The following is a 25,458-nucleotide window of genomic DNA, read 5'->3' as shown; positions in this document are numbered from 1 at the left end:
TCCCCGGCGGAGCCGGCGCGCCGGTCCATCGACGCGGTGGACCGGCGCATCGTGGTAGATGCGCCGGACGGAACGATGGCCGGCGGCTGGTCGAACCTGTCAGACGCGAAGTCGTTGTGGCGGTCTGAGAATCGGTGGACTCTGTGATCGGGAGCGACGTGTCCCCTCAGGTGCGGGGAGTACGCCACCTGCCTGTCCGACCTCGAGGAGCCCGAAGGACGGTGCGATGAGCTACCTGCGGACACCCGCTGAGACCAACGCCGCAGACGAGACCGGTCGTCTGTATGAAGCCGACCGCGCGGCACTGGGATATGTCGCCAACTACACCAAGGTGTTCGCGCTGCGACCCGCCGTCTACGCGGCCTGGCAGCAACTCAGCACCGCGATCAAAGAGGATATGGACCCGCGGCGCTACGAGCTGGTGACGTTGGCGGCAGCGCGGCGCCTGCGGTCCAGTTACTGTGCTCTCGCACACGGGAAGGTGCTCCGGGACCGGTTCTACGATGCCGAGACGGTGGAAGCCATCGCCGCCGACCACCACGAAGCCGATCTGGACTCCGCCGACGTCGCGATCACTGCCCGTCGGCACAGGGACATGCGGCTGCGGTCAGTGGGCATACAGCCGCAGAAGCGCGAAACCCCGGCTTCCAGCGTTCGGGCTGGTGAGCCGGGGTTTTCCTTGATCAGGATGCGCGCCCCCTGCAGGATTCGAACCTGCGCACCCGGCTCCGGAGGCCGGTGCTCTATCCCCTGAGCTAAGGGGGCTCGGGACGAATGAAGACTACCAGCTCACCGACCCTCATCGAACACCTTTCCCCGCCGTGCCGGTCCTCGGAGCACCGATGAGCTGGACGAACGTCGCTCACCAGGCATGGCAAAAGATCGTCTGGCGCGGTGGTGGCCGGCGCGGGACGAATCGCACGGCATGGCGGGCCTCCCCGAGGGGCATCCGCTCAGGGCGTACGGCGGCGTCGTTGGGGCCTGGCAGCCTCCAGCGACAGGCGGCGGAGTCGCCACAAGGCGGGAGCGCGCCGGGCGGATCACCGGCCAGGGCGACCGGGCTGGAGCTGGGCATGGGCCGGTCGGCTGCTCACCGGTGTTCACTGCGCCCTATCGGCAGTACGCGCCAGTGATCATGGAACCTATCGGTCGCGTGGAGCCGTGCGGCCCCTTCTGTCCGGGTTGGCCGGGTCATCGGCGGGGGTGTGACATGAGTGTGACATCAGTGTGGCCGTTATCCGCGTGTCCCGACCCGGGAAAGCGTTAGCTTGGCGGTCGTGACACTGGGACGTGTGCTGGTCGTCGATGACGACGAGGTGATCAGGCAGCTGATCGCCGTGAACCTCCAGCTGGAGGGCTTCGAGGTGCTGACCGCCGTGGATGGGCAGGACTGCCTCGACCGGGTGCGCGACATCGCTCCGGACGTGATCACTCTCGACGTCATGATGCCCCGGCTGGACGGCTGGGTGACGGCCGTCAAGCTGCGTGACGACCCGCAGACGCGCGACATCAAGGTCGTCATGATCACGGCGCGCGCCCAGGAGCACGACATCCGGCGCGGGCACGAGATCGGCGTGGACGCGTACGTGACCAAGCCGTTCGACCCCGCCGAGCTGATCCGTACGGTCCGCGAGCTGGCCGGCGCGGGTCCGGTCGCCTGACCCCGGACAGATGACCGATTCCGGCGGCGCAGGCCGGAGGATCTCGCGCGACGGCGGCCCACGGCGATCGGATGTCCACATGCTGGTCGGCTAGTCTCATGTCGTGACCCCGGCCGAGTTGAACGCCGCCGTCGTGGCCGCCGTCCGCGGGGCGGTCGACGAGGGTGAGTTCGCCGTTCCCGTGCCCGGGCGCGTTCCCGTCACGGTCACCGAGTCCGGTGACTACGCGACGCCGCTGCCGCTGCGGCTGGCGCGCGCCGCCGGGCGGCCCGCCAGGGAGATCGCCGAACTGCTCGCCGAGCGGCTCGGCCGGATGCCGGGTGTCGGCGACGTACGGGTGACGGGGCCGGGTTTCCTGTCGATCGGTGTCGACACCGCGCTGATCGGGCGCATCGACGAGACGTACGGCGTCGTGCCAGTGCCCGTGCCGCGGGAGACCTGGCCGGAGCGTCCGCTGACCTTCGACAACCCGGGTTTCGTGGTGCGGTTCGCGTACGCGAGGGCGGCCGCCGTGCGCCGGCAGGCCGCCGACCTCGGCGTCGGCGCGGCCGAGGGCCCGCTGACCGATCCGCGGGAGAAGTGGCTGCTCGCCCTGCTGGCGGAGTTCCCGAGCCGGGCCGAGCAGGCGGCGCGGACCGGCGATCCGCGGCCGTTCACCCGGCAGCTGGAGCTGATCGCCGACGCGTACCACGACGTCCACGAGTGGTGCTCGCCGCTGCCCAGGGGCGACGAAATCATCACCGGTCACCATTCCGCACGCCTTAGCCTGGCTGAAGCGGCGTACATCGTCCTGGGCAACGGCCTCCGCATGCTCGGCGAGACCCCGAACGACCGTCTTTGAGTCCCGATAGGAAGAGCAGTCGATGAGTCGAGTTCACCCGGCCGGCCCTCGGCACGCGGACGTGCTGCCCGAGGACCACCCCCTGCCGCCGCCGAGCGACCTGAACGCGCTCACGCCCAGCGTGTGGCCGCGCGGCGCCCGCCGTGAGGACGGGGTGCTGACGGTGGGCGGCGTGGACATTCGTGATCTGGCGGCGGAGTTCGGTACGCCGCTGTACGTCTACGACGAGGAGGACTTCCGGTCCCGCTGCCGGGAGTTCGCGGCGGCGTTCAGCGACGGCGACGTCTACTACGCGGGCAAGGCGTTCCTGTCCGTCGAGATCGCCCGGTGGGTGAAGGACGAGGGGCTCGGCCTCGACGTCTGCAGCGGCGGCGAGCTCGCGGTGGCGCTCCGGGCGGAGTTCCCGCCGGAGCGGATCACGTTCCACGGCAACAACAAGTCGATGGCCGAGCTGACGCGGGCGCTGGAGGCCGGCGTCGGCCACGTCGTCGTCGACTCCTACGAGGAGATCGCCCGCCTGGGTCACCTCGCCCGAGAGCTGGGCGTCCGGCCCAAGGTCCTCGTCCGGGTGACGACGGGCGTCGAGGCGCACACGCACGAGTTCATCGCCACCGCCCACGACGACCAGAAGTTCGGGTTCGCCCGGGAGACGGCGGAAGAGGCGGCCCGCCGGGTCATCGGGATCAAGGAGCTGGAGCTCGTCGGCCTGCACTCCCACATCGGCTCGCAGATTTTCGACACCGACGGCTTCGAGCTGGCCGCCCGGCGGGTCGTGGAGCTGCTGGACGCCATCCGCGAGGAGCACGGTGTCGAGCTGCCCGAACTCGACCTGGGCGGCGGGTACGGCATCGCCTACCTCGAGGGCGACGACCCGCTCGACCCGAAGCACATCGCCGACAACCTGCGCGGCATCGTCTCCCGCGTCTGCGAGGAGAAGGGCCTCCCCGTCCCGCGCCTGACCGTCGAGCCCGGCCGTTCGATCTCCGGGCCGGGTGGCATCACGCTGTACGAGGTCGGCACGGTCAAGCCCCTGGAGGGGCTGCGCACCTATGTCTCCGTCGACGGCGGCATGAGCGACAACATCCGCACCGCGCTGTACGGCGCGGAGTACACCGCCGCGCTGGCGTCCCGGCGTTCGGACGCCGGCCCGATGCTGAGCCGGATGGTCGGCAAGCACTGCGAGAGCGGCGACATCGTCGTCCGCGACCTGTGGCTGCCCGCGGACCTCGCCCCCGGCGACCTGATCGCCGTCGCGGCGACGGGGGCGTACTGCCGATCGCTGGGCAACAACTACAACCACCTGCCGAAGCCGGCGGTCGTCGCCGTACGGAACGGCAGGGCGCGGCTGATCCTGCGCCGTGAGACCGAGGACGATCTGCTGCGCCTGGAGGTGTCGCCTTGAGTTCCGCCCTGCCCCTGAGGCCACCGTTGAAGATCGCGCTGCTGGGCTGCGGCGTCGTCGGAACCGAGGTCGTACGCCTCCTGGACGAGCAGGCGGCCGACCTCGCCGCGCGGGTCGGCGCCCCGCTGGAGCTCGTCGGCATCGCCGTGCGCCGGAAGGACAAGCGGCGTGAAGGCGTGCCGCCGGAGCTGCTGACGACCGACGCGACCGGGCTGGTGACCCGCCCGGACGTCGACATCGTGATCGAGGTGATCGGCGGCATCGAGCCCGCCCGGGGCCTCCTGCTCGACGCGATGAAGTCCGGCAAGTCGGTCGTCACGGCGAACAAGGCGCTGCTCGCCGAGGACGGCGCGACGCTCTTCGGCGCGGCGCGCGAGCACGGTGTCGACATCTACTACGAGGCGTCCGTGGCGGGCGCGATCCCGCTGCTGCGGCCGCTGCGCGAGTCGCTCGTCGGTGACCACGTGCACCGGGTGATGGGGATCGTCAACGGCACGACCAACTACATCCTCGACAAGATGGACACGTCGGGGTCGGGCTTCTCCGAGGCCCTCGAACAGGCGCAGGCCCTCGGGTACGCCGAGGCCGACCCGACGGCCGACGTCGAGGGCTTCGACGCGGCGGCCAAGGCCGCGATCCTCGCCCAGCTCGCCTTCCACACCCGCGTGACCGCCGCGGACGTGCACCGGGAGGGCATCGCGGACGTCACCTCCGCCGACATCGCGAGCGCCCGGGCGATGGGCTGCGTCGTGAAGCTCCTGGCGATCTGCCAGCGGGTGCCGTCCGACGACGGCCGGAACGGCCGCGGCGTGTCCGTCCGCGTCCACCCCGTGATGATCCCGCGCACGCATCCGCTGGCGAACGTCCGCGAGGCGTACAACGCGGTGTTCGTCGAGGCGCAGTCCGCCGGGTCGCTGATGTTCTACGGCGCGGGCGCCGGCGGCGCGCCGACCGCGAGCGCGGTGCTCGGCGACCTGGTCGCCGTCGCCCGCAACCGCGTGCACGGCACCCGCGGTCCCGCCGAGTCGACGTACGCCGACCTGCCCGTCCTGCCGATGGCCGACACGGTCACGCGGTACCACGTCTCCCTGGACGTGGCGGACCGGTCCGGCGTGCTGGCGCGCGTCGCCGACGTCTTCGCCGACCACGGAGTCTCGATCCAGGCCGTACGCCAGGAGGGGCACGGCGAGGAGGCGCAGCTCGTCATCGTCACCCACCGGGCCCCCGACGGCGCGCTGTCGGCCACCGTCGAGACCCTCCGCGACAAGGAGATCGTCCGCGAGGTCGCCAGCGTCATGCGCGTCGAAGGCGACGAGTGAACACGAGTAGAAGAGGCCACTGAGCGGCGGCGGTCGCACTAGCATTCGGGCGATGGCCGCTTCCGCCGCACCAGCAGACGAAGCCGCCGGGCCGGGTCGCGCCGCCGTACGACGTGACGGAGCGCTCGGCGCGGCGCTGCTGCCGGTGTCGGCGCTCCGGCTCGCGGCGCGGTTCTTCGTGCCGCTGGCGATGTGGTTCAGCGCCGGGTCGATCGTCCGGTACGCACTCCTCCAGGGGATCTCCCACCTCGGGACCGGGCGTCATCCCGGTGTCCGGCAGGCCGTCGTCCTGCTGCCGCTGAGCGTGGCGGTGCTGGCGTCGCTGGTCGTGACGGTCGGGATGCTCTTCACGCTGGGCCGCGGCCTGTCCGTGATCGAGGATCCCGACGAGCCGTACGTCACCGCGGTGGGCCGGACGTTGTTCCCATTCGTGCTCGTCTACCTCGGCTGGAACCTCTACACCACGGACCTGCGCGAGGTGCTGCGGGCGGACGCCCAGCGGCGGGTGAACACCGGCGACGTCATGAACGTCGGCAACGTCCTCGAGCTGCCGATCGTGACCTGCCTGGTCGTCGCGGCGGTGTCGTGGGTGCTGCGGGTGCTCTGCGAACGCCGGTACGAGGAGCGGCGTGGCCGCGTGATGGGGATCCTCACCGCGTTCTTCGAGGTGAACGTCGCCCTCTACACGCTGTACTCGATCATGCAGTTCGTCATGGCGGCCGAGCGGTGGCTGGCGAACCGGGCGTTCTGGCACGCGATCACCGATGTCGTGTCGGTGCCGGGTCCCGGCCCGGTCAAGGACGCGCTCCTCCTGCCGCTGGTGTGGCTGGCCATCGCCGCGATCGTGTTCGGCCTGGAGATGCACGACCGGGCGGCGGTCCGCGGCACCCCGCTGGAGGGGCTGCCCGACCGCCTGGCGGGCCGGCGGCGCCGCCTGGCCGAGGTGGCCAGCCGCAGCCTGCGGGAGAAGTACGTGCCGGTCCTGCACGCGCTCCGGCTGGCGCACCACGCGGGCGCGTACGTCTTCGCCTGGTTCTGCCTCTGCTACGTCGCGATCGGCGTGCTGCTCGATCCGCTGCAGCGCGGCGTCGTCGCGCTGATCGGCACGGACCACACCGTACGGTTCTGGAACCTCGTCCTGGTGCCGATCGAGTTCGGGCATCGCATGATCGGCGAGATCCTCCGGCTGTCCCTGCTGGCGGCCACGTTCGACCTCGTACGGCGCCGGGTCAGCGACGGAACACCAGCTGCGGGCCGCCCAGCGCCGGCGACAGATCCTGATGCTGGTGCCGCATGACCAGCTCGAACGTGCCGGCCGCCCAGTCGGGGACGAGGCCCATGACGTACGCGGGGTCCTTGCCGCCGGGGATGATCGTGGTGTGCCACTCGTAGGCGCTCCAGCGGTGGCCGGCGTGGTCGCGCAGGGAGAAGTCGATGGCGAAGTCGCGGGGATGCCCGGTCAGCGGCTCGGCCCGCAGCGTGGCCACCACGAGCGTCTCGCCGGGCCGGACCGGCCGGCCGATGGGGCCGGGCGGCAGGTCGCCGCGTTTCAACTCGGCCCGGCCGTAGCGCAGGAGCGTCCAGCGGATCTGCTGGAAGACCGCCGGCCGGCCGGGCCCGACCGTCCGCGTGTGCGTCGCCGGCACGTCCTGGCGGTAGTACGCCCACTCCTGGCGGAACGGCAGGTACATCGCCCCGCCCAGCAGCACCAGCAGGGCGAGGATCCGGACCGGCCGCCGCACCCGGGCCGCGCCCGTGGCCGCGCCGCGCCGTACCCGGGCCGTGCCGCGCCGTAGACCGGCCGCGACGCTTCTCACAAGTGCGCTCATGAGGGCTCCGGGACCGAGTAGCCGGACGGGGGTCTCGACGTCAGGCGGGCGGCCTCGGCGGTGTCGAGACCGAGGTCGACGTGGGCCTCGGCGGCGAACCGCCGCGGGTCGTCGCGGTAGAAGCCGAACGGCGCGTCCTCGGCGTCGTGGTCGGAGACGTAGAGCCGGGCGCCGGCCACGGCCGCGGGCGGCACGTCGAAGACATAGGCGCCCCGGCGCGGCAGGCCGGGTTCGAACCGCACGTAGCTCAGCGGCGTGACGACCGGCTGGGACAGGCCGCCTCCGCCGCCGAGCTTGTCCGTCGGGAAGTAGTCGCCGTACCGGGTGTGCAGCCGTGCCTGCCCGGCGTACACGGGGGAGCGCCGGGCCTCGATGGTGGCGAGGACGACCACGAAGACGCCGGTCGCCGTGATCTGCTGCGCCTTGGTGTACTGGGTCGGCGGGACGTCGATCGTGCGGGCGCCGTCGACCCGGTCGACGCGGATCGTGAACCGCGGTTCGGTGACGGTCTGGCCGATCCGGCCGTTCCTGACGAACGGGCCGTACGCCCGGGTATAGCTCCAGCGGGTGGACTGCAGCGCCACCGCGGCGCACGCGAGGGCGGCGGCGAGCGCGATCGAGGCGATCCGTCTCAAGGCTTCACCGGCAGTCTCACGTCGGCGACCAGGACGGGGATGATGTGCGTGACCCACCCGGACTTGTGCGTCAGCGGATTCGTCTCGTGCGCGCGTTCGTAGCGGCGGGCCTTCCAGTCCCAGTAGCCGCGCGGGTCGAGGACGCCCGAGTCGGTGTGCTGGTAGTCCGCCAGGGCGACGGTCACCTGGTCGGGCAGCCGGGTGCCGGCCGCCAGTTCGTACTGCACGGCGACGTAGGTGGGCAGGCGCGGCTGCAGTGAGCGGAAGAGGGTGTCGCCGGCGATGGCCTGGGCGTCCACCAGCTTCGGCCGGGGACCGTCCCGCGCCTTCCAGCGCAGGAACATGCCGTGCGCGAACACGTCGTCGTTCAGGCCGTACGTCCCGAGCGTCTCGCGGGTCGGGTTGGTCACCCAGGCATTGATCACCAGCATCCGCGTGGACCGCCCGTACTTCTTGATCGTGGCCACGTGGGCGCCGACGAGCCGGGTTCGGAAGAGGTGCTGGTCGACCTCCCGGCCCGGTGGCGTCGGGACGGGCGCGTCGGCCGGGGCGAGGCCGCCGGTCGCCCACAGCGTCCCCACGGCGACCAGGACGGCGGCCGTGACGTATCCGGCGACGCGTGCTCGGGGGTGCACGGTCGATGATCCTAATCGGCGGCGGGTCGTCCACGATGTGAAACGACGTGAGACGCGCGGTCCGGGTGCCCGTAGACTCGCTGAACGACAGCGCAGGTCAGGAGGAACATCGTGAGCAGGGCATGGCGTGGCGTCATCGAGGAGTTCCGCGATCGGCTCCCCGTGACGGCCGGGACGCCGGTCGTCACCCTTCTGGAAGGCGGCACACCCCTGCTTCCGGCGACGCGGGTGTCCCAGCTGACCGGCTGCGAGGTCTACCTCAAGGTCGAGGGCGCCAACCCGACCGGCTCCTTCAAGGACCGCGGCATGACACTCGCGATCAGCAAGGCGGCCGAGGACGGCGCCAAGGCGGTCATCTGCGCCTCGACCGGTAACACGTCCGCGTCGGCGGCCGCGTACGCCGTGCGCGCGGGAATGGTCTGCGCGGTGCTGGTGCCGCGCGGCAAGATCGCCATGGGCAAGCTGGCACAGGCGCTGGTGCACGGCGCCAAGCTCCTGCAGATCGACGGCAACTTCGATGACTGCCTCGAGCTCGCCCGCAAGCTCGCCGTCGACTATCCGGTGGCGCTCGTCAACTCGGTCAACAAGTACCGGCTGCACGGCCAGAAGACCGCCGCCTTCGAGATCATCGACGCGCTCGGCGGCGCCCCGGACGTGCACTGCCTCCCGGTCGGCAACGCCGGCAACATCAGCGCCTACTGGATGGGCTACAAGGAGTCCGACGCGCGGCCGCGCATGCTGGGCTTCCAGGCGGCCGGCGCGGCGCCGATCGTCAAGGGCGAGCCGGTCACGTCGCCGCAGACCATCGCGACCGCGATCCGCATCGGCAATCCCGCCTCCTGGGACCTGGCGCTCAAGGCCCGGGACGAGTCCGGGGGAGCGATCGAGGCCGTCACCGACCGGCAGATTCTCGCCGCCTACCGGCTCCTCGCCCGCGAGGAGGGCGTGTTCGTCGAGCCGGCGTCGGCGGCGAGCGTCGCGGGGCTGCTGCAGGCCAGTGACGAGGGCCTGCTGCGCCGGGGCGAGCGCGTCGTGTGCACGGTGACCGGAAACGGCCTCAAGGACCCCGACTGGGCCATCTCGGGTGCCCCGGCGCCGATCACGGTGCCCGTCGACGCGCACGCAGCCGCGTCCGCCCTGGAACTCACGTGAGGGCGGGGCGCCCCGCGCCCGCCACCGTCCACGTACGGGTCCCCGCGACCAGCGCGAACCTCGGCCCGGGGTTCGACGCGCTGGGGCTGGCGCTCACCCTGTACGACGACGTGGAGGTCGGGCTCGCCGACTCCGGCGTGTGGATCGACGTCACCGGTGAGGGCGAGGAGACCGCCAAGCGTGGCGAGCAGCACCTGATCGTCAAGACGTTCCGCGACACGTACGCGGCCATCGGATCGGCGCCCGATCCGGGGCTGCGGGTCCGCTGCGTCAACCGGATCCCGCACGCGCGCGGCCTCGGATCCTCCTCGGCCGCGACGGTCGCGGGGATCCTCGCCGCCCGTGCCCTGCATCCGGAGGGCGCGAGCCTCACCGACGCGGACGTCCTCGCCCTGGCCACCAGGATCGAGGGACATCCGGACAACGTCGCGCCGTGCCTGGCGGGCGGCCTGACCATCGCCTGGGAGACCACGGCGGGGCCGCGCATGACCAGGCTGGACGTCGCCCCGGGCGTACGCCCCGTGGCGTTCGTGCCCGAGCACCGGCTCGCCACCGAGCGCGCCCGCGGCCTCCTGCCCGACGTCGTGCCGCACGCCGACGCCGCGGCCAACGCCGGCCGCGCCGCGCTCCTGATCGCCGCGCTCACCGCCCGCCCGGAGCTGCTCCTGGACGCCACCGAGGACCGGTTGCACCAGGCGTACCGCGCCCCGGCGATGCCGGAGTCGGTCGCGCTGGTGGACCGGCTTCGCGCGGCCGGCGTGCCCGCGGTGGTGTCGGGGGCCGGGCCGACCGTTCTCGCGTTCGTATCCGCAGGCGAGGTTGATTCGATCGGCTCGGAAGTGGGTACTTCGTGGCACATACACCCGCTGAACGTTGACCCCCACGGCGCATGCGTTCAGCCGATCGGTCAGGAAACGCGAGTCTCTGGGGAATAGCAGTGTGCCCAGGTGATGTTAGGCTAAGTGCCGCACCAGATGCCCCGTACGGGGGCGTGGGCTCGTCAGCCATTCCGGCTTACGTCGGCCGTGTGACGCGGATGTGGTTCCCCGGCAACGAAACCGCTCGTTGTTCAGCGTTCAACCAAAACTACGGACGTATCGGGATCGGGGATCTCTCGCGAGAACCTGCCTCCACCACCATCTGGATGTGGCCAGAACTCTTCGCCGATCACATGGAGATCAGCAGAGCTCGAATGATCCGGCGCCCCCGCCGGTTCGCACGACCGGGTTGCCTGGCCGACGGCGGCCACACCCGCTCCCTGGGAAGGACCCTTAGTGAGCGAATCCACCGAACTCCTCTCGGACGCAGCAGTCACAACGGCTCCTGAGGCCGCGTCCGCCGAGAAGGCGACGACGGCTGCGCCGCGGCGCCGCCGCTCGGGCACCGGCCTGTCGGCGATGGTGCTGCCCGAGCTGAAGGCCCTCGCCTCCAGCCTCGGCATCAGCGGTACGGGCGGAATGCGGAAGAGCCAGCTCATCGCCGCCATCCAAGAGCGGCAGGCGCAGAACACCGGAGGCGGTGACCAGGCGGCCTCCGTGAAGAGCGACGCCGAGGCCCCCGCCGTGAAGGAGACCGCCGCGGCGCCCGCCGTGGCCGAGCCCGCGGCCGCGCCGAAGCGCGAGCGTTCCGCCAAGCGCGAAGAGGCGCCGGCGCAGGAGCAGCAGGAGATCAAGGTCGAGGCCGAGCAGCCCGCCGGCGACGCCGGTGTGCGCGACGGCGCCGGCCGGGAGGGCGGTCAGCGGCAGCGCCAGCGCGGCAACCGCAACCGGGACCGGGACGGCCAGGGGCAGCGCGAGGACAACCGCGGCCAGCGCGACGACAATCGTGGCCAGCGTGGCGAGGACAACCGTGGCCAGCGCGGTGACGACAACCGCGGGCAGCGCGGCGACGACCGCGGGCAGCGCGGCGACGACCGCGGCCAGGGCCAGCGTGGTCCGAACCAGCGCCAGCAGCAGAGCGACTCCGACGACGAGGACGGTGGCGGTCGGCGTCGGCGCGGCCGGTTCCGCGAGCGCAACCGCGGCCGTGGCGGCCGTGAGCGTTTCGGCGACTCCGAGCCCACGATCAGCGAGGACGACGTCCTCATCCCGGTCTCCGGCATCCTCGACATCCGCGACAACTACGCGTTCGTCCGGACCACCGGCTACCTGCCCGGCCCGCAGGACGTCTACGTCTCGCTCGCCCAGGTCCGCAAGAACGGCCTGCGCAAGGGCGACGTGATCACCGGCGCCGTGCGCCAGCCCCGCGAGGGCGAGCGCCGGGAGAAGTTCAACGCCCTGGTCCGTCTCGACACCGTCAACGGCATGGAGCCGGAGCAGGCCCGTGGCCGCGTCGACTTCTCCAAGCTGACCCCGCTGTACCCGCAGGAGCGACTCCGCCTGGAGTCCGAGCCGAACCAGCTCACCACGCGGATCATCGACCTGGTCAGCCCCATCGGCAAGGGCCAGCGCGGTCTGATCGTCTCGCCGCCGAAGGCCGGTAAGACGATGGTGCTGCAGGCGATCGCCAACGCGATCACCAAGAACAACCCCGAGTGCCACCTCATGGTCGTCCTCGTCGACGAGCGGCCGGAAGAGGTCACCGACATGCAGCGGTCGGTGAAGGGCGAGGTCATCCACTCGACCTTCGACCGGCCCGCCGACGACCACACGATGGTCGCCGAGCTGGCGATCGAGCGCGCCAAGCGGCTCGTCGAGCTGGGCCACGACGTCGTCGTGCTGCTCGACTCGATCACCCGTCTCGGCCGCGCGTACAACCTCGCGGCGCCCGCCAGCGGCCGGATCCTGTCCGGTGGTGTCGACTCCACGGCGCTCTACCCGCCGAAGCGGTTCTTCGGCGCCGCCCGCAACATCGAGAACGGCGGCTCGCTGACGATCCTGGCCACCGCGCTGATCGAGACCGGCTCGCGGATGGACGAGGTCATCTTCGAGGAGTTCAAGGGCACCGGCAACATGGAGGTCCGCCTCCGCCGCGAGCTCGCCGACAAGCGGGTGTTCCCGGCGATCGACGTCGACGCCTCCAGCACCCGTAAGGAAGAGATCCTGCTGGCTCCGGAGGAGCTGCGGATCGTCTGGCAGCTGCGCCGCGTGCTGCACGCGCTCGACACCCAGCAGGCGCTGGAGCTCCTCATCGAGAAGATGAAGGAGACCAAGTCGAACGCCGAGTTCCTCCTGCAGGTGCAGAAGACCACGCTCAACGACTGACCCGCGGCAGGTTCCCGCAGGAATCCGCGTGACACGACGCCCCGGAGCATCCCTCCGGGGCGTCGTCGTGTCCAGGGCTCGTCCCAGGGGAGACGAGTGGGGTGGGGCCGGCCCTGGGGTTAGCCCTACCTGCGGACGGCTGGGATGCTCCATGGCGGGGGACCCGGTCGTTCAGCAGGCTGGACCCGTACGCTCCCCCGGCAGGAAGGGACCCCGGTGAACGGCGCCGTCGACACATCGGCCTCCCCCAGGCGCGGCCCCCTGCGTCTGCTCAAGGACCCGCTGACCTGGAGGTCGGCCGCTTTTCTGCTGCTGCACGCCCCGCTCGGCCTGGCCTACTTCGTCGGGCTGGCCGTGCTGCTGTCGGTCTCCGTCGGGACCGTCGTGATCTGGGTGGGCGTCCTCGGGCTGGCGCTGACGATGATCCTCTGGCGGGGTGCCGCCGTGTTCGAACGGCGGCTCGCGCACCTGGCGTTCGGCGTGCGGATCCCCAGCCCGTACCGCGCGCTGCCGTCCGGCCGTAACCTCCTGCGCAAGTGGCGGACGCTGGCCGCCGACCCGGCGACCTGGAAGGATCTCGTCTACCTGCTCCTCGCCTTCCCCATCGGCGTGGCGGAGTTCATGATCTCCATGGTGCTGTGGGTGATGACGGTCGCGCTGCTCACGATGCCGATCTGGATCACGCAGAGCCGTGGCGGCTACCTCTACGTGACGTTCGCGGGCCACGAGATCTGGCTGGACGACCCGCTGACCACGCTGCCGGCGGTGCCGCTGGGAATCGGGGCGTTCGTCGTCGCCATGTACGCCGTGCGGATCGTGGGGGCGGCGCACGCGGCGATCGCGTCCTACCTGCTGGGGCCGAGCGAGACCCAGGCGCTCCGGGCCCGTACGGCTCAGCTGCGGGCCAGCCGGGCGCGCGGCGTGGACGCGGCGGAGGCCGAGCGGCGGCGGATCGAGCGGGACCTGCACGACGGCGCCCAGCAGCGGCTGCTGGCCGTCGCGATGGATCTCGGCCGGGCCCGGGCGAAGCTGGAGACCGATCCGGTGGCGGCTCAGGAGCTCATCCAGCAGGCCCACGCGGGCGCAAAGGAGGCCATCGCCGAGTTGCGCGACCTCGCGCGGGGCATCTACCCGGCGATCCTCACCGATCGGGGGCTGGACGCCGCGATCTCCGCGGTCGCGGCCCGAGCCCCGATGCCCGTCCAGGTCGAGATCGACCTGCCGACCCGGCCGCCCGCGGCGGTGGAGAGCATCGCGTACTTCATCGTCTCCGAGGCGCTCGCCAACGTGGCCAAGTACGCCCGTGCGACGCGGGCGTCGGTGAGCATCACCCGGGACCAGACCTGGGTCATCGTCGAGGTGTCCGACAACGGCGTCGGCGGGGCCGAGGCCACTCCGGGCGGTGGGCTGGCCGGCCTGGCCGACCGGGCGGCGGGCATCGACGGCATCCTGACGGTGAACAGCCCGATCGGCGGGCCGACGGTGATCCGCGCGGACCTGCCCTGCGTCTGGTGACGTTCCTCTAGTCTGGGGGCGTGCGGGTGGTGATCGCGGAAGATGCCGTAATGCTGCGCGAGGGGCTGGTCCGGCTGCTCGCGGACGAGGACATCGAGACGGTCGCCACGGCCGGTGACGGTCCGGGGCTGGTCGACATCGTGGCGGAGCACCGTCCCGACCTCGCCATCGTCGACGTCCGGATGCCGCCCTCCTTCACCGACGAGGGCCTGCGGGCCGCGCTGGAGGCGCGGCGGCGGGTCCCCGGCACCCCGATCCTCGTGTTCTCCCAGTACGTCGAGGAGCGTTACGCGACCGACCTGATCGGTGCCGGCGCGGACGGCGTCGGGTACCTCCTGAAGGAACGGGTCGCCGACGTCGCAGAGTTCACCGCCGCCGTACGCCGGGTCGCCGCCGGCGGCACGGTCATCGACCCGGAGGTGATCGCCCAGCTGCTGGGAAGGCGGCGCCGGGGCGACCGGCTGGAGGCGCTCACCCCGCGTGAGCGGGAGGTCCTCGGCCTGATGGCCGAGGGCCTGTCGAACGCCGCGATCGCCCGCCGCCTCTTCGTCACCGACGGCGCGGTGGAGAAGCACATCTCCAACATCTTCCTCAAGCTGGACCTGCAGCACACCGACAGCACCCACCGCCGGGTCAAGGCCGTCCTCGCCTACCTCGGCCAGAGCTGATGCGGCCGGCCCGTGCGGTCGCGGGCCGGATTCGTTCGTTCGTCGGGCGTCGGGAATGTCCCAATTGTTGCTAATGTCCCCAGAGTGATCACGGGGTTGACGGGGGCGGACGCCCGGCTGACATTCGACGGGCGGCAATGCCGCTTGGACTACTCATCGTCCTCCGGCGGCTGGCTGCGCCGTCGGCTGGGGCGGATCGAATTCCCGGTGACCGCGCTGGCCGGCGTTCAGCTGCTACCGCCGGGCCGGCGGCGGCTCGGGCGGCTCGCCCTCTTCCTGCGCCCGGGCGCCGACCCCTTCTACGCGGTGGGCGGCGCGATGATCTCGGCCGACGACCATCCGTTCTTCGTCGACTACCCGCCCGAGCAGGAGACGGACGGCCGACGGCTGGCCGAAACCCTGCACGGGGCCGTCGTCTCCGGGGGCCTGGCGCAGTCCGGCGCCGCCGAGTTCATGGTCGAGGCCCCGTGGCCGTCGGCGGTCCAGACCCAGGACGGGACCTGTCACTTCGACGGCCGGAACGTCCGCCTGGCCTGGAGGACCGGAGGCGAGGAGCGGATCTTCCCGCTCGCCGCCCTCGACGCGGTCACCTGCGTGCCCGGTCAGGGCAGGAGGGGCGACTTCCTCTGGTTCCGGGCCGTAGGCGAGCGCGCCGACCTCGTGCCCGACCCGCGGGACAGCGAGCGCTGCCTGCCGTTCGCCGCCGAGCGGGCCGAGGCGCTCCTGTTCGCCGCGGGCGTCGCGACCGCGCTGCGCGGCCGGCAGCTGGACCTGAACGCCCCGGCGGCCGGGGGCGGCCTCCCGCACGGGCTGTCCGGCCCGGGACGGCCCGGTGGCGCCGGCGTCGTGCTGCACGGGCTGCACGGACGTGCCGAGTTCGACGGGGCCGGCGTGGTCGTGACCAGCCAGGGCATGAGCCGCAGGATTCCGCTGCCCGCCATCGACCAGGTGGAGCTCGTCGAGGCGAACGGTGGCGTCGGTCACGTACGCGTCCGGCTCGCCGGCGCGGCCACCGACGCGTCCGCGCCCGATCCATCCTTGGACGTGGATGCGGTGCTGCACAACAATGATCCGGCGGCGCTGGAGTTCACGCTGCAGGTGACCAGGGCGCTGCAGGGCGTGACCCGCGTCCCCGACCCGGAACTGCTGCACACCTCCGGCCTGCGCCCGGACATCGGCGAGGCGCTCGCGCGGGCCAGTGGCCGCGTCCGTGCCATGGTCCGTGAACTGGCCGCGCTCTCGGCGGCGCTCGAGCCCGGCGAGACGGTGCGGGAGATCGAGCTGGCCGTGGGCCGGCGGGTCCTGGTCTTCTTCCTCACCGACCGGCACCTGCTCAGCATCGGGCCCGACGACGCCCTCGGCGGCCACACGGCGGTACCACTGGACATGTTCATCGACGTCCGCGCGACCTGGGACGAGACGCACGAGGGGAACCTGGTGTGGATCGACGTGGAGGGCGACGAGATCCCCTTCCACGGCATCTACCACCCGGTCCGTTTCCAGCAGACCTTCCGTGCCCTCCGCTTCGGCGCGTACGGAGGACAGGATTCCGGCGCGCCGTCGCCCGTACCCGGAGGGAACGCGCCCGGCGGCCCGTCGCCCGCGTACGGGGGACCGGCTCCCGGCGCGCCCTCGCCCGCGTACGCCGCCGCACCGGCGGCGGGCCCCGGGCAGACGCCGGGAGCACCGGCCCACCACCGGCCCGACGTCGCGGCCGCCCTCAGCCGGACGAGGAGCGACGTCGGCCCGTTCCAGCGGGAGCTGGCCGCGCTGCTCGACGTCCTCGACGCGGGTGAGCCCGTCAAGGAAGTGGAACCCGGACGGTGGGGCGGCAAGGCGGGATTGCTGGCGCTCACGGACCGGCGCGTCGTCTTCGCGGACCAGGAGGGCGGCCTGAACGGGCTCGCCTTCACCGACATGCACTACGTCGGCTGTGACACCGACTATGACGACAGCCCCGGCAAGCTGAGGATCACGGACAACGACTACGACGACATCGAGTTCACCTGGCTGCGCGACCCCGAACGCTTCAGGTACGCCATCGACGCCATGCGGCAGTGCCCGCCCGAGCACGTCCCCGCACCCGCCGGTGCGGCGCCCGACGACCTCCTGCGGCGACCCGACGTGGCGGCGGCGCTGTCCCGGTCCCGGGCCGGCGGCCGGCCCGACGCGCGTCAGCTCCTCCTGCTCGCCGCCGGGTTCGGGCCCGGTGACCAGGTGCACGAGCTGGAGTCGGCGCTGTTCGCCGGGGAGAGCGGCTTGCTCGCGCTGACCGGCCGCGCGGTACTGTTCGCCGGGCCCGGTGGCCTGCGGCGCGTTCCCCTCACCGCGGTCGGCGGCGTGGATCACTACGAGTGGGACCGGCGGGCCGGCGGTGAGGACCTCCACCTGGAACTCGGGTCCGACTGGGAGGACCTGGTCTTCCGGCTGCGCGGCGGCGAGCGGTTCACGGCGGCGATCGGCGCGATCCTCGCGGGTTCTCCCGTACGGCCGGCGCCGGCCGGCCCGGGCCGCCGGTACGCGGCGGAGCCGGAGATCGAGCTGTCCGACGTCTCAGACTGGCTTGGCGGGATCGCCGAGGCCGCCGGCCGGCTCACCCAGCTCGTCAACGCGCACAAGAACGGGCTGCTGACCGAGGCGGAGCTGAGCGCCAAGTGCGCGGGACCCCTCTCCGACGGCGAGCGGTTCGAGGCGGCGGTCGACGCGTACCTCGCCGGGACACCGGTGTGGCCCGACGCGGTACGTCACCCCGGGCGCACGGCCGCGAGCAAGGACGAGGTCCGCGTCTGGGTGGGCCGCGTCGGCGATACGGCCACCAAGCTGGGCGACCTGATCCAGCTTCGCGAGGAGGGCCTGCTCACCGCGGAGGAGTTCGCCGCCAAGTGCGCGGAGCTGCGGCGGCGCTGACCCGGGCCGGCCGGCGCCGGCTCAGCCGCCGTTGAGGAAGGCCAGGACGGCCAGGACGCGGCGGTTGTCGTCGTCGGAGGGCGGCAGGTTGAGCTTCCCGAAGATATTGGACGTGTGCTTGGCGACGGCGCGTTCGGTGATCACGAGGCGCTGGGCGATCGCGGCGTTCGACCGGCCCTCCGCCATCAGTTCCAGCACCTCGCGCTCGCGTGGGGTCAGGCCGCCGAGCGGCTCGTTCCGCGCGTTGCGCGCCAGCAGCTGGGAGATCACCTGCGGGTCCATCGCGGTCCCGCCGGCCGCGACCCGGCGGACCGCGTCGACGAACTGCTCCGCGTCGAACACCCGGTCCTTCAGCAGGTAACCCACCCCGCCGCTGCCGTCGGCCAGGAGCTCCCGCGCGTACAGCTGCTCGACGTGCTGCGACAGCACGAGCACCGGCAGGCCGGGGAACTCCCGCCGGGCGTGCAGGGCGGCCTGCAGGCCCTCGTCGGTGAACGACGGCGGCAGGCGCACGTCGACGACCGCCACGTCGGGCTTGAGCGTCAGCAGCGCCCGGGTCAGCTCGGGACCGTTGTCGACGGCCGCGGCGATCTCGAAGTCGTACGCCTCGAGCAGCCGGATCAAGCCGTCGCGCAGGAGGAACAGGTCCTCGGCGAGGACGACGCGCATCACATTCCCTCTCCGGGGGTCAGCGCCGGGGTGAGGTCATGACGCACGGCAGCTCCATCGTGACCATGGTCGGACCGCCCACCGGACTGCTGAGGGCCAGGACACCGTCGAATGTACCGAGCCGGCGCTCGATCCCGCGCAGTCCCGTGCCACCGGCCGCGTCGGCGCCGCCGCGGCCGTCATCGGTGATCACGATGCGCAGCCGGCCGTCCTCGTGCCGGATGTCGATCCACACCCGCTGGGCGCCGGAGTGCTTGGCGGCGTTCGTCAGCACCTCCGAGACCGCGAAGTACGCCGCCGACTCCACGGGGGCGTCCAGCCGGCCCGGCAGTTCGACCGACACCTCCGTCCGCAGCGGGCTCGCCATGGCCAGGGCCCGTACGGCGTCGCCCAGGCCGCGCTCGGCCAGTACCGGGGGATGGATGCCGCGGACCAGGTCCCGCAGCTCGGTCAGCGCCTTGGACGACGACTCGCGCGCCTCCGTGAGCAGCCGCCGGGCCCGCTCCGGGTCCCGGTCCATCAGGTGCTCGATCGTGCCCAGGCTCATGCCCATGGCGACCAGCCGCGCCTGCGCGCCGTCGTGCAGGTCACGCTCGATGCGCCGCAGCTCGGCCGCCTGCGTGTCCAGTGCGTCGGAGCGGGTCTCCGTCAGGTGGGCGACGCGCAGCTGCAGCTCCCGCTCCCGCGTCGGGGCGAGCAGTCCCCGGGACAGCAGGGAGCTCGCCCGGGTGAGCCTCGGCGCGAGCCACAGGCCGATCACCGCGTAGACGACACCGAGCATCGCCGCCTTGTTCGCGTCGTCCTGGTTCATGACGTGGATGAAGGTGTACCAGTCGCCGCCGCCGGCGTCGACGATCGGCTTCCACACGCCCGCCGCCAGCACCCAGCCGTACGGGCCGTACATCGGGAGGACGAACGCGATGAGACCCAGAACGAAGCCGGCCGTCGCGTCGAGGATCAGCCAGAGCACGTCCCGCCAGGTCGCCGGGTCCGCGACCACCCAGCGGTAGCGCTGGAAGAGGCCGGTCAGCCCGCGGCGGAAGCGCGGCCTCGGCTTGTACGGCTCCTTGATCTCCACGCCGAACCACGCGTGCGCCAGCCGCCGCCGCGCGTTGGCGTAGGCGCGCACCAGACCGACCACCAACGGGAACGTCAGGAACCCGATGGGGAACGTCACCGCGAAGAAAACGACGGAGAAGATGAACAGCACCAGCGAGACCGGCAAGGCCAGCAACGCCAGCGCGAGTCCCCGTACGGCCGAGAGCAGGCCGATCTTCATGTTTCCTCCGATCCAGGCTCCATCATTCACCGTCGAGCCTGCCGTGGGGAGGCATAACGGTCACTGGGCCTGAGAGCCGGGGGATGGTGGTGCCAGCCCCCCTCTTTACCGGGGGCATACCTTCCACTCCCTAGGGTGCTCACCGGCTGGGCGCGACACCGGCGCGTCCCTAGTGTGTCGTGACAGTCAGCACCTGATCGACGACCGCGAGGGGACTTGCGTATGCCCGGAACCGCCACCCTGCCCAGAAGCGACTTCGCCCCACTGATCCAGGAGGTCCGCGCCGCCGGCCTGCTGGACCGCCGCACCCGCCGCTACGCCGCCTCGGTCGGCCTGGACCTGCTGCTGTACGGCGCCGTGTTCGCCCTGGTCGCCTTCGTGGGCGACTCCTGGTGGCAGCTCGCCCTGGCCCTGCCCGCGGCGGTCCTCACCACCCGGCTGTACTTCGTCGGTCACGACGCCGGTCACGGGCAGATCGCCGGGACCCGCCGCGTGAACCGCGTCATGGGGCTGCTGGTCGGCAACCTCGCGGTCGGCCTGAGCTACGGGTGGTGGACCGACAAGCACAACCGGCACCACGCCAACCCGAACCACGTGGACAAGGACCCCGACGTCGGCGTCGGCGTCCTCGTCTGGACCACCGAACAGGCCGCCGACCGGCGCGGCGCCGTCGCCCGGTGGCTCACCCGCAACCAGGGTCGGCTGTTCTTCCCGCTCCTCCTCCTGGAGGGCTTCAACCTCAAGGTCTCCAGCGTCCGGTCGGTCATCGCGGCGGCGCGCGGCGAGACCGGCGCCCGCCAGCGGCGCACGGCGCTCCTGGAGGCGGTCCTGCTGGCCGTGCACGTCGCCGCCTACCTCGGCCTGATCTTCACCGTCATGTCACCCGGCATGGCCGTCGCCTTCGTCCTCCTCCACCAGGCGATCCTCGGCGTCCACCTGGGCTGCTCCTTCGCCCCGAACCACAAGGGCATGCCGATGCCCGGCCCGGGAGAGCGCTGGGACCACCTCCGCAAGCAGGTCCTGACCTCACGGAACGTCCGCGGTGGTCTCCTCACCGACTGGTTCCTGGGCGGCCTGAACTACCAGATCGAGCACCACCTGTTCCCCGGCATGCCGCGCCCGAACCTGCGCCGCGCCCAGCCCCTCGTACGGGCCCACTGCGAGCGGCTCGGCCTCCCGTACACCGAGGAGGGACTGATCGAGTCGTACGCCCACGCGCTCGGCCACCTGCACGCCACCGGCGCGCCCCTGCGCTGACCTCCACGGGCGGGAATGCCCGGTGGCCTCGGCATGTTGTCATGTCTGGCACACTGGAGCGCTGTGGTACCGGTTCACATCCCCGAACTCCCTCGGAGATGACCCGGCGACCGCCTGGAGCGAGGAGAGATAGTGAAGCCTGAGATCCACCCCGACTACGTCGTCACCACGGTGACGTGCACGTGCGGCAACACCTTCCAGACCCGCAGCACCGCGCAGAACGGCGTCATCCACGCCGACGTGTGCTCGAGCTGCCACCCGTTCTACACGGGCAAGCAGAAGATCCTCGACACCGGTGGTCGTGTGGCGCGCTTCGAGGCGCGCTTCGGCAAGAAGGCCGCGGGCGGCAACAAGAAGTAGGTCAGACCGCTGCGCCGGCCGGAGGCACGCTGCTCCGGCCGGCGTTCCGCCTGTCCGCCCACACACCCGGCCGACCGAGGACCCTGACGTGAATCTCGACGATCTCGTCGGCGAGTACGCCGACATCGAAAAGCGGCTCGCCGACCCGGCCGTGCACGCCGACCAGGCGACGGCGCGGAAACTGGGCAAGCGCTACGCCGAGCTGCGGCCGATCGTCGAGACCGCCCGCGACCTGCGGGCGGCCCAGGGCGACGCGGCCACCGCCCGCGAGCTGGCCGGCGAGGACCCGGCCTTCGCCCAGGAGGCGGCCGACCTCGACAAGCGCATCGACGAGCTCGAGGAGACGCTGCGGCGCCTGCTCGTGCCGCGCGACCCCAACGACGACAAGGACGTCATCCTCGAGATCAAGGCGGGGGAGGGCGGCGAGGAGTCCGCGCTCTTCGCCGGCGACCTGCTCCGCATGTACCTCCGCTACGCCGAGCGCGCCGGCTGGAAGACCGAGATCATCGACGCCCAGCACTCCGACCTCGGCGGGTACAAGGACGTCACGGTCGCCGTGAAGTCGCGAGGCAGCGAGGACGGCGTCTGGGCCCGCCTGAAGTACGAAGGCGGCGTGCACCGCGTCCAGCGCGTCCCCGCCACCGAGTCCCAGGGCCGCATCCACACCAGCGCCGCCGGCGTCTTCGTCATGCCGGAGGCCGAGGACATCGACGTCCAGATCGACCCGAACGACCTGCGCATCGACGTCTTCCGCTCCAGCGGTCCCGGCGGCCAGAGCGTCAACACGACCGACTCGGCCGTCCGGATCACCCACCTGCCCACCGGCATCGTCGTGTCCTGCCAGAACGAGAAGAGCCAGCTCCAGAACAAGGAGCAGGCCATGCGCATCCTCCGCGCCCGGATGCTCGCGGTCGCCCAGGAGGAGGCCGAGGCCGCCGCGTCGGCCGAGCGCAAGAGCCAGGTGCGCACCGTCGACCGTTCCGAGCGGGTTCGCACCTACAACTTTCCGGAGAATCGCATCTCCGACCACCGCGTGGGCTACAAGGCATATAACCTCGACCAGGTACTCGACGGAGACCTGCACAACGTCACGCAGGCCCTCGTCGACGCCGACATGGAGCAAAGACTCGCCGAAGCCACATGACCCACCTCCTGTCCGACGAGATCGCCCGAGCGACGGCACGCCTGGCCGCCGCGGGGGTTCCGTCACCGCGCGCCGACGCCGAGGAGCTCGCGGCATTCGTGCACGGCGTCAAGCGCGCCGAGCTGCACACCGTGCCCGACGCCGCCTTCGACGCGCGGTTCTGGGAGGGCATCGCGCGGCGTGAGGCGGGTGAGCCGCTGCAGCACATCACCGGCCGGGCGTTCTTCCGCTACCTCGAGCTGAAGGTCGGGCCGGGCGTGTTCGTCCCCCGCCCGGAGACCGAGGTCCTCGCCGGCTGGGCCATCGACACCCTCCACAAGATGGACGTCGGCGACCCCCTCGTCGTCGACCTCGGCACCGGCTCCGCCGCGATCGCCCTGTCCATCGCCCAGGAGGTCCCCCGCGCCCGCGTGCACGGCGTGGAGAAGGACCCCAAGGCGTACGTCCACGCCACCCGCAACGTCGAGGACCTCGACGAACGCGGCCGCGTCCGCCTCCACCTCGGCGACTTCGCCGACGCGCTGCACGAGTTCGACGGCAGGGTCGATCTGGTCGTCAGCAACCCGCCGTACATCCCCATGTCGGAGTGGGAGTACGTCCCGGAGGACGTCCGCGACTTCGACCCCGCGGCGGCGCTGTGGGGCGGCGGCGACGACGGCCTCGACGCCGTCCGCATCATCGAGCGCACCGCCCGGCGCCTCCTGCGCCCCGGCGGCTGGGTCGCCGTCGAGCACAGCGACCTCCAGGGCCACCCGGTCTACTGGATCTTCGCCGAGGAGCACGGCTGGCGCGACGTCCGTAACCACAAGGACCTCACCGGTCGCGACCGCTTCGTCACCGCCCGCCTCGGCACCGACTGACCCCCTTCGGCCCGATCCCGGTCCGGGCGGGTGCGGGGCGGTGGAAGAATGGCGGGCGTGAGCCGACGATACGACTGCTCGGACCCGCTGGAGCGGACGAAGGGGATCGCGGACGCCGTCTCGGCGGTCCGCCGTGGTGAGCTGGTGGTCCTGCCCACCGACACGGTGTACGGGATCGGCGCGGACGCGTTCACGCCGAGCGCGGTGACCGCGCTGCTGGACGCCAAGGGCCGCGGCCGTGATATGCCCTCGCCGGTGCTCGTCGGCTCGGTCCGCGCCGCGCAGGCGCTGGTCGACGACCTCGGCACGTACGGCCAGGACCTCATTGACGAGTTCTGGCCCGGCGCGCTGACGATCGTGTGCCGCGCCAACACCACCCTCGCCTGGGACCTCGGCGACACCAAGGGCACCGTCGCGATCCGCATGCCGCTGCACCAGCTCGCGCTGGAGCTGCTGAAGGAGACCGGCCCCATGGCGGTCAGCAGCGCCAACCGGTCCGGCGCCGCCCCGTCCCGCACGGCCGAGGAGGCCGAGGCCCAGCTGGGCGACTCGGTCTCGGTCTACCTGGACGGCGGCCCGAGCGGCGACGAGATGCCCTCGTCGATCGTCGACCTGACCGGCGCCGTCCCGCGCCTGCTCCGCGCGGGCGCCATCCCCGAGGAGCGCCTCCGCGAGGTCTGCGGCGTCCTCCTCAGCGACGAGGACGACCCCGCCCCGGCGGCGCCTCCGGCCGACGACCAGAAGGACGCCACGAAGGCGGCTGACAGCTCGCAGGGCGGACGTTCCCCGCTGACCGAGGCGGACACGAAGACCTTCGCATCATCGGAGGGCACGGACTCCGACAAGGACACCCCGCCGGCCGACCGCTGAAACGGGTCCCCTGCGGTCCACCCGCTGAGTTCTCTGCGCCGAGGATTCACGTTGTCACAGCAACCACAACCCTCGGCGTAAGACCAGGCCAGCGTGGCGCATCGCCGCTCGGAACGAAAGGCAACAGGTCGGCTGAGCGAACCGTGCCCGGCCGGCCTACCGACGTGAGCTAGGCATTCCCTGTCGGCGGGGTCTCAGGTGCGGTGCCCACCTGAGGCGCGGCGGCGACCTCAACGCACTGGCCGCCCGTGGTGCCGCTGTGGCTGCTCTTCCGCCACAGCGCAGCGATTTCGACGCACGCACCTCCCGTGTCGGTACTACGCGTGCTCTTGCGCCAGAACGGGACCGCCAAATCCGAAGCCGTCACGGGGTCTCCCATACTTCGCGAAGCAGCGCCAGCGAGTCATCTGCGGACATGGCCGCACTCCTGATCAAGTTGAAGCGTACTTCGAAGGCTCGTACTTTGTCGGGTCGATCGATCACCTGATCTTCGACATGGCCCTCGAGATACACGTAGTCAGTTCCATCTTCGAGACGCAGCAGGATGAAAGCGCCCGGGAGGCCGGCGTACGTGCCGGTTTGACTCGGGACAAGCTGGACGTTGATGTTCGGCTGCTCGGCGAGCTCAACCAGATGGCGTATCTGCTCTTTGCGAGTTTCGAGGTTGCCGATCGGACGGCGGAGGGCCCACTCGTCGAGGACAAGGACGATCTCCGGAGGCTTCTCGCGGCGGAGAATCTTCTGGCGTTCCAAGCGCGTGGCCACGAGTCCCTCGATCACCTCGAGCTTCCGGCCCGCCTTGAGCACCTCGAACGCGTACTCCGGCGTCTGAAAAAGGCCGGTGACCACCATGGGCTCGAAGATGTACATCATCGTCGCCTTGGCTTCCAGTTCGACGAAGCCGGGAAAGCCTGGGGGTAGTGCTGCGTGTTTGCCGGCGCGGCGGATCTCCAGCCACATGCGGTGGAAGGTCTCGGGGGTCTTGAAGTAGGTGTCGAGGTCTTCGGAGGTCGCCTCGGAGGGTGCGCGCAGGGCGGTCTCGAGCTTTTCGATCCATTGCGGGGTGCAACCGAGGGCCTGGGCCAGGGCGGGGCGGGAGAGTTTCGCGGCTTCGCGGTGGCCGCGCAGGACCGCGCCGAAGGCTCGGATGAGGGGGTCTCGGGTCAGCGCGCCGTTCGCCATGGTGAGTCCTTTCGGGGGGCTACGTGGGGCCTGGGGTGGTGCCTGTCTGTAGCTCAAAGTAACTCAGCGT

The 25,458-nt window shown here is 71.6% G+C and carries 23 protein-coding genes, 1 tRNA gene and 1 pseudogene; 17 read left to right on the top strand and 8 right to left on the bottom strand.

Translation table 11 applies throughout. The features are described 5' to 3' along the window. Positions 1-58 precede the first annotated feature (58 nt). Positions 59-517 (top strand): annotated as a pseudogene (locus NE235_RS38790) (carboxymuconolactone decarboxylase family protein); the annotation flags it as partial. A gap of 176 nt (positions 518-693) precedes the next feature. Here NE235_RS38790 and NE235_RS28605 read toward each other — a convergent pair. Next, positions 694-765: transfer RNA gene (locus NE235_RS28605), tRNA-Arg, on the bottom strand. Between the two features lie 518 nt (positions 766-1,283). Here NE235_RS28605 and NE235_RS28600 point away from each other — a divergent pair. From NE235_RS28600 to NE235_RS28580, 5 genes are all read left to right on the top strand, one after another. Further along, a complete protein-coding gene (locus NE235_RS28600; protein WP_252808394.1) occupies positions 1,284-1,661 on the top strand; it encodes a response regulator transcription factor in 378 nt (125 codons plus the stop codon). Between the two features lie 103 nt (positions 1,662-1,764). Continuing rightward, a complete protein-coding gene (locus NE235_RS28595; protein ID WP_252808374.1) occupies positions 1,765-2,502 on the top strand; it encodes a DALR anticodon-binding domain-containing protein in 738 nt (245 codons plus the stop codon). A gap of 22 nt (positions 2,503-2,524) precedes the next feature. After that, positions 2,525-3,904 carry a diaminopimelate decarboxylase gene (gene lysA, locus NE235_RS28590; protein WP_252808373.1) on the top strand — a complete coding sequence of 460 codons (1,380 nt, stop codon included), beginning with the start codon at positions 2,525-2,527 and terminating at the stop codon, positions 3,902-3,904. A 32-nt stretch (positions 3,905-3,936) separates the two neighbouring features. Further along, positions 3,937-5,223 carry a homoserine dehydrogenase gene (locus NE235_RS28585; RefSeq protein WP_252808393.1) on the top strand — a complete coding sequence of 429 codons (1,287 nt, stop codon included), beginning with the start codon at positions 3,937-3,939 and terminating at the stop codon, positions 5,221-5,223. Positions 5,224-5,275: 52 nt separating this feature from the next. Next, positions 5,276-6,520, top strand: coding sequence for a hypothetical protein (locus tag NE235_RS28580; protein ID WP_252808372.1), 1,245 nt, complete (start codon positions 5,276-5,278; stop codon positions 6,518-6,520). On the opposite strand, the gene NE235_RS28575 is transcribed toward NE235_RS28580, so the two are convergent. From NE235_RS28575 to NE235_RS28565, 3 genes are read right to left on the bottom strand one after another with little or no spacing between them, the layout of a single operon-like run. Continuing rightward, a complete protein-coding gene (locus NE235_RS28575) occupies positions 6,453-7,052 on the bottom strand; it encodes a hypothetical protein (RefSeq protein ID WP_252808371.1) in 600 nt (199 codons plus the stop codon). The two genes, NE235_RS28580 and NE235_RS28575, sit on opposite strands and share 68 nt — an antisense overlap. Continuing rightward, positions 7,049-7,687, bottom strand: a complete 639-nt coding sequence (locus tag NE235_RS28570) for a hypothetical protein (protein WP_252808370.1) — start codon at positions 7,685-7,687, stop codon at positions 7,049-7,051. The genes NE235_RS28575 and NE235_RS28570 overlap by 4 nt, the downstream gene beginning before the upstream one ends. Beyond that, a complete protein-coding gene (locus tag NE235_RS28565) occupies positions 7,684-8,322 on the bottom strand; it encodes a hypothetical protein (RefSeq protein WP_252808369.1) in 639 nt (212 codons plus the stop codon). The genes NE235_RS28570 and NE235_RS28565 overlap by 4 nt, the downstream gene beginning before the upstream one ends. A 111-nt stretch (positions 8,323-8,433) precedes the next feature. On the opposite strand from NE235_RS28565, the gene thrC reads away from it, so the two are divergent. The 6 genes from thrC (at position 8,434) to NE235_RS28535 (ending at position 17,767) form a co-directional block, all read left to right on the top strand. Then, positions 8,434-9,474 (top strand): threonine synthase, encoded by a 1,041-nt coding sequence (gene thrC, locus NE235_RS28560; RefSeq protein ID WP_252808368.1) that lies wholly within the window; start codon positions 8,434-8,436, stop codon positions 9,472-9,474. Further along, positions 9,471-10,409, top strand: coding sequence for a homoserine kinase (gene thrB, locus NE235_RS28555; RefSeq protein WP_252808367.1), 939 nt, complete (start codon positions 9,471-9,473; stop codon positions 10,407-10,409). The genes thrC and thrB overlap by 4 nt, the downstream gene beginning before the upstream one ends. 339 nt (positions 10,410-10,748) lie before the next feature. Continuing rightward, the gene (rho, locus tag NE235_RS28550) at positions 10,749-12,677 is read left to right on the top strand and encodes a transcription termination factor Rho (protein ID WP_252808366.1); all 1,929 of its coding nucleotides are present in this window, start codon (positions 10,749-10,751) and stop codon (positions 12,675-12,677) included. A 216-nt stretch (positions 12,678-12,893) separates the two neighbouring features. After that, positions 12,894-14,192 (top strand): sensor histidine kinase, encoded by a 1,299-nt coding sequence (locus NE235_RS28545; RefSeq protein WP_252808365.1) that lies wholly within the window; start codon positions 12,894-12,896, stop codon positions 14,190-14,192. Positions 14,193-14,212: 20 nt separating this feature from the next. Further along, positions 14,213-14,860: a response regulator transcription factor gene (locus NE235_RS28540; protein WP_252808364.1), complete on the top strand. Its 648-nt coding sequence runs from the start codon at positions 14,213-14,215 to the stop codon at positions 14,858-14,860. Between the two features lie 84 nt (positions 14,861-14,944). Continuing rightward, positions 14,945-17,767: a DUF4429 domain-containing protein gene (locus NE235_RS28535; protein ID WP_252808363.1), complete on the top strand. Its 2,823-nt coding sequence runs from the start codon at positions 14,945-14,947 to the stop codon at positions 17,765-17,767. A gap of 21 nt (positions 17,768-17,788) precedes the next feature. Here the strand turns inward: NE235_RS28535 and NE235_RS28530 are convergent, their stop codons facing one another. Both NE235_RS28530 and NE235_RS28525 read right to left on the bottom strand, forming a co-directional pair. Further along, entirely contained in the window at positions 17,789-18,436 is a 648-nt protein-coding gene (locus tag NE235_RS28530) for a LuxR C-terminal-related transcriptional regulator (protein ID WP_252808362.1), read from the bottom strand. A gap of 19 nt (positions 18,437-18,455) precedes the next feature. After that, entirely contained in the window at positions 18,456-19,715 is a 1,260-nt protein-coding gene (locus NE235_RS28525; protein ID WP_252808361.1) for a sensor histidine kinase, read from the bottom strand. A 222-nt stretch (positions 19,716-19,937) separates the two neighbouring features. Here NE235_RS28525 and NE235_RS28520 point away from each other — a divergent pair, with 222 nt between their 5' ends. From NE235_RS28520 to NE235_RS28500, 5 genes are all read left to right on the top strand, one after another. Next, entirely contained in the window at positions 19,938-20,972 is a 1,035-nt protein-coding gene (locus NE235_RS28520) for a fatty acid desaturase family protein (RefSeq protein ID WP_252808360.1), read from the top strand. A 132-nt stretch (positions 20,973-21,104) separates the two neighbouring features. Further along, positions 21,105-21,332 carry a 50S ribosomal protein L31 gene (rpmE, locus tag NE235_RS28515; protein ID WP_252808359.1) on the top strand — a complete coding sequence of 76 codons (228 nt, stop codon included), beginning with the start codon at positions 21,105-21,107 and terminating at the stop codon, positions 21,330-21,332. A gap of 88 nt (positions 21,333-21,420) precedes the next feature. Further along, positions 21,421-22,476 (top strand): peptide chain release factor 1, encoded by a 1,056-nt coding sequence (gene prfA / locus NE235_RS28510; protein ID WP_252808358.1) that lies wholly within the window; start codon positions 21,421-21,423, stop codon positions 22,474-22,476. Then, the gene (gene prmC, locus NE235_RS28505; protein ID WP_252808357.1) at positions 22,473-23,336 is read left to right on the top strand and encodes a peptide chain release factor N(5)-glutamine methyltransferase; all 864 of its coding nucleotides are present in this window, start codon (positions 22,473-22,475) and stop codon (positions 23,334-23,336) included. Before prfA ends, prmC begins: the two co-directional genes overlap by 4 nt. A 57-nt stretch (positions 23,337-23,393) precedes the next feature. Further along, the gene (locus tag NE235_RS28500) at positions 23,394-24,206 is read left to right on the top strand and encodes an L-threonylcarbamoyladenylate synthase (RefSeq protein ID WP_252808356.1); all 813 of its coding nucleotides are present in this window, start codon (positions 23,394-23,396) and stop codon (positions 24,204-24,206) included. Between the two features lie 169 nt (positions 24,207-24,375). On the opposite strand, the gene NE235_RS28495 is transcribed toward NE235_RS28500, so the two are convergent. Further along, on the bottom strand, positions 24,376-24,585 hold the full coding sequence (locus tag NE235_RS28495; RefSeq protein ID WP_252808355.1) for a DUF397 domain-containing protein: 210 nt from the start codon (positions 24,583-24,585) through the stop codon (positions 24,376-24,378). Then, positions 24,570-25,388: a helix-turn-helix domain-containing protein gene (locus tag NE235_RS28490; RefSeq protein WP_252808354.1), complete on the bottom strand. Its 819-nt coding sequence runs from the start codon at positions 25,386-25,388 to the stop codon at positions 24,570-24,572. Before NE235_RS28490 ends, NE235_RS28495 begins: the two co-directional genes overlap by 16 nt. Between the last annotated feature and the right edge of the window lie 70 nt (positions 25,389-25,458).

The organism is Actinoallomurus spadix (genome assembly GCF_024055725.1).
Lineage (GTDB): Bacteria > Actinomycetota > Actinomycetes > Streptosporangiales > Streptosporangiaceae > Actinoallomurus > Actinoallomurus spadix.
This window is presented reverse-complemented; position numbering and strand designations above follow the sequence as displayed.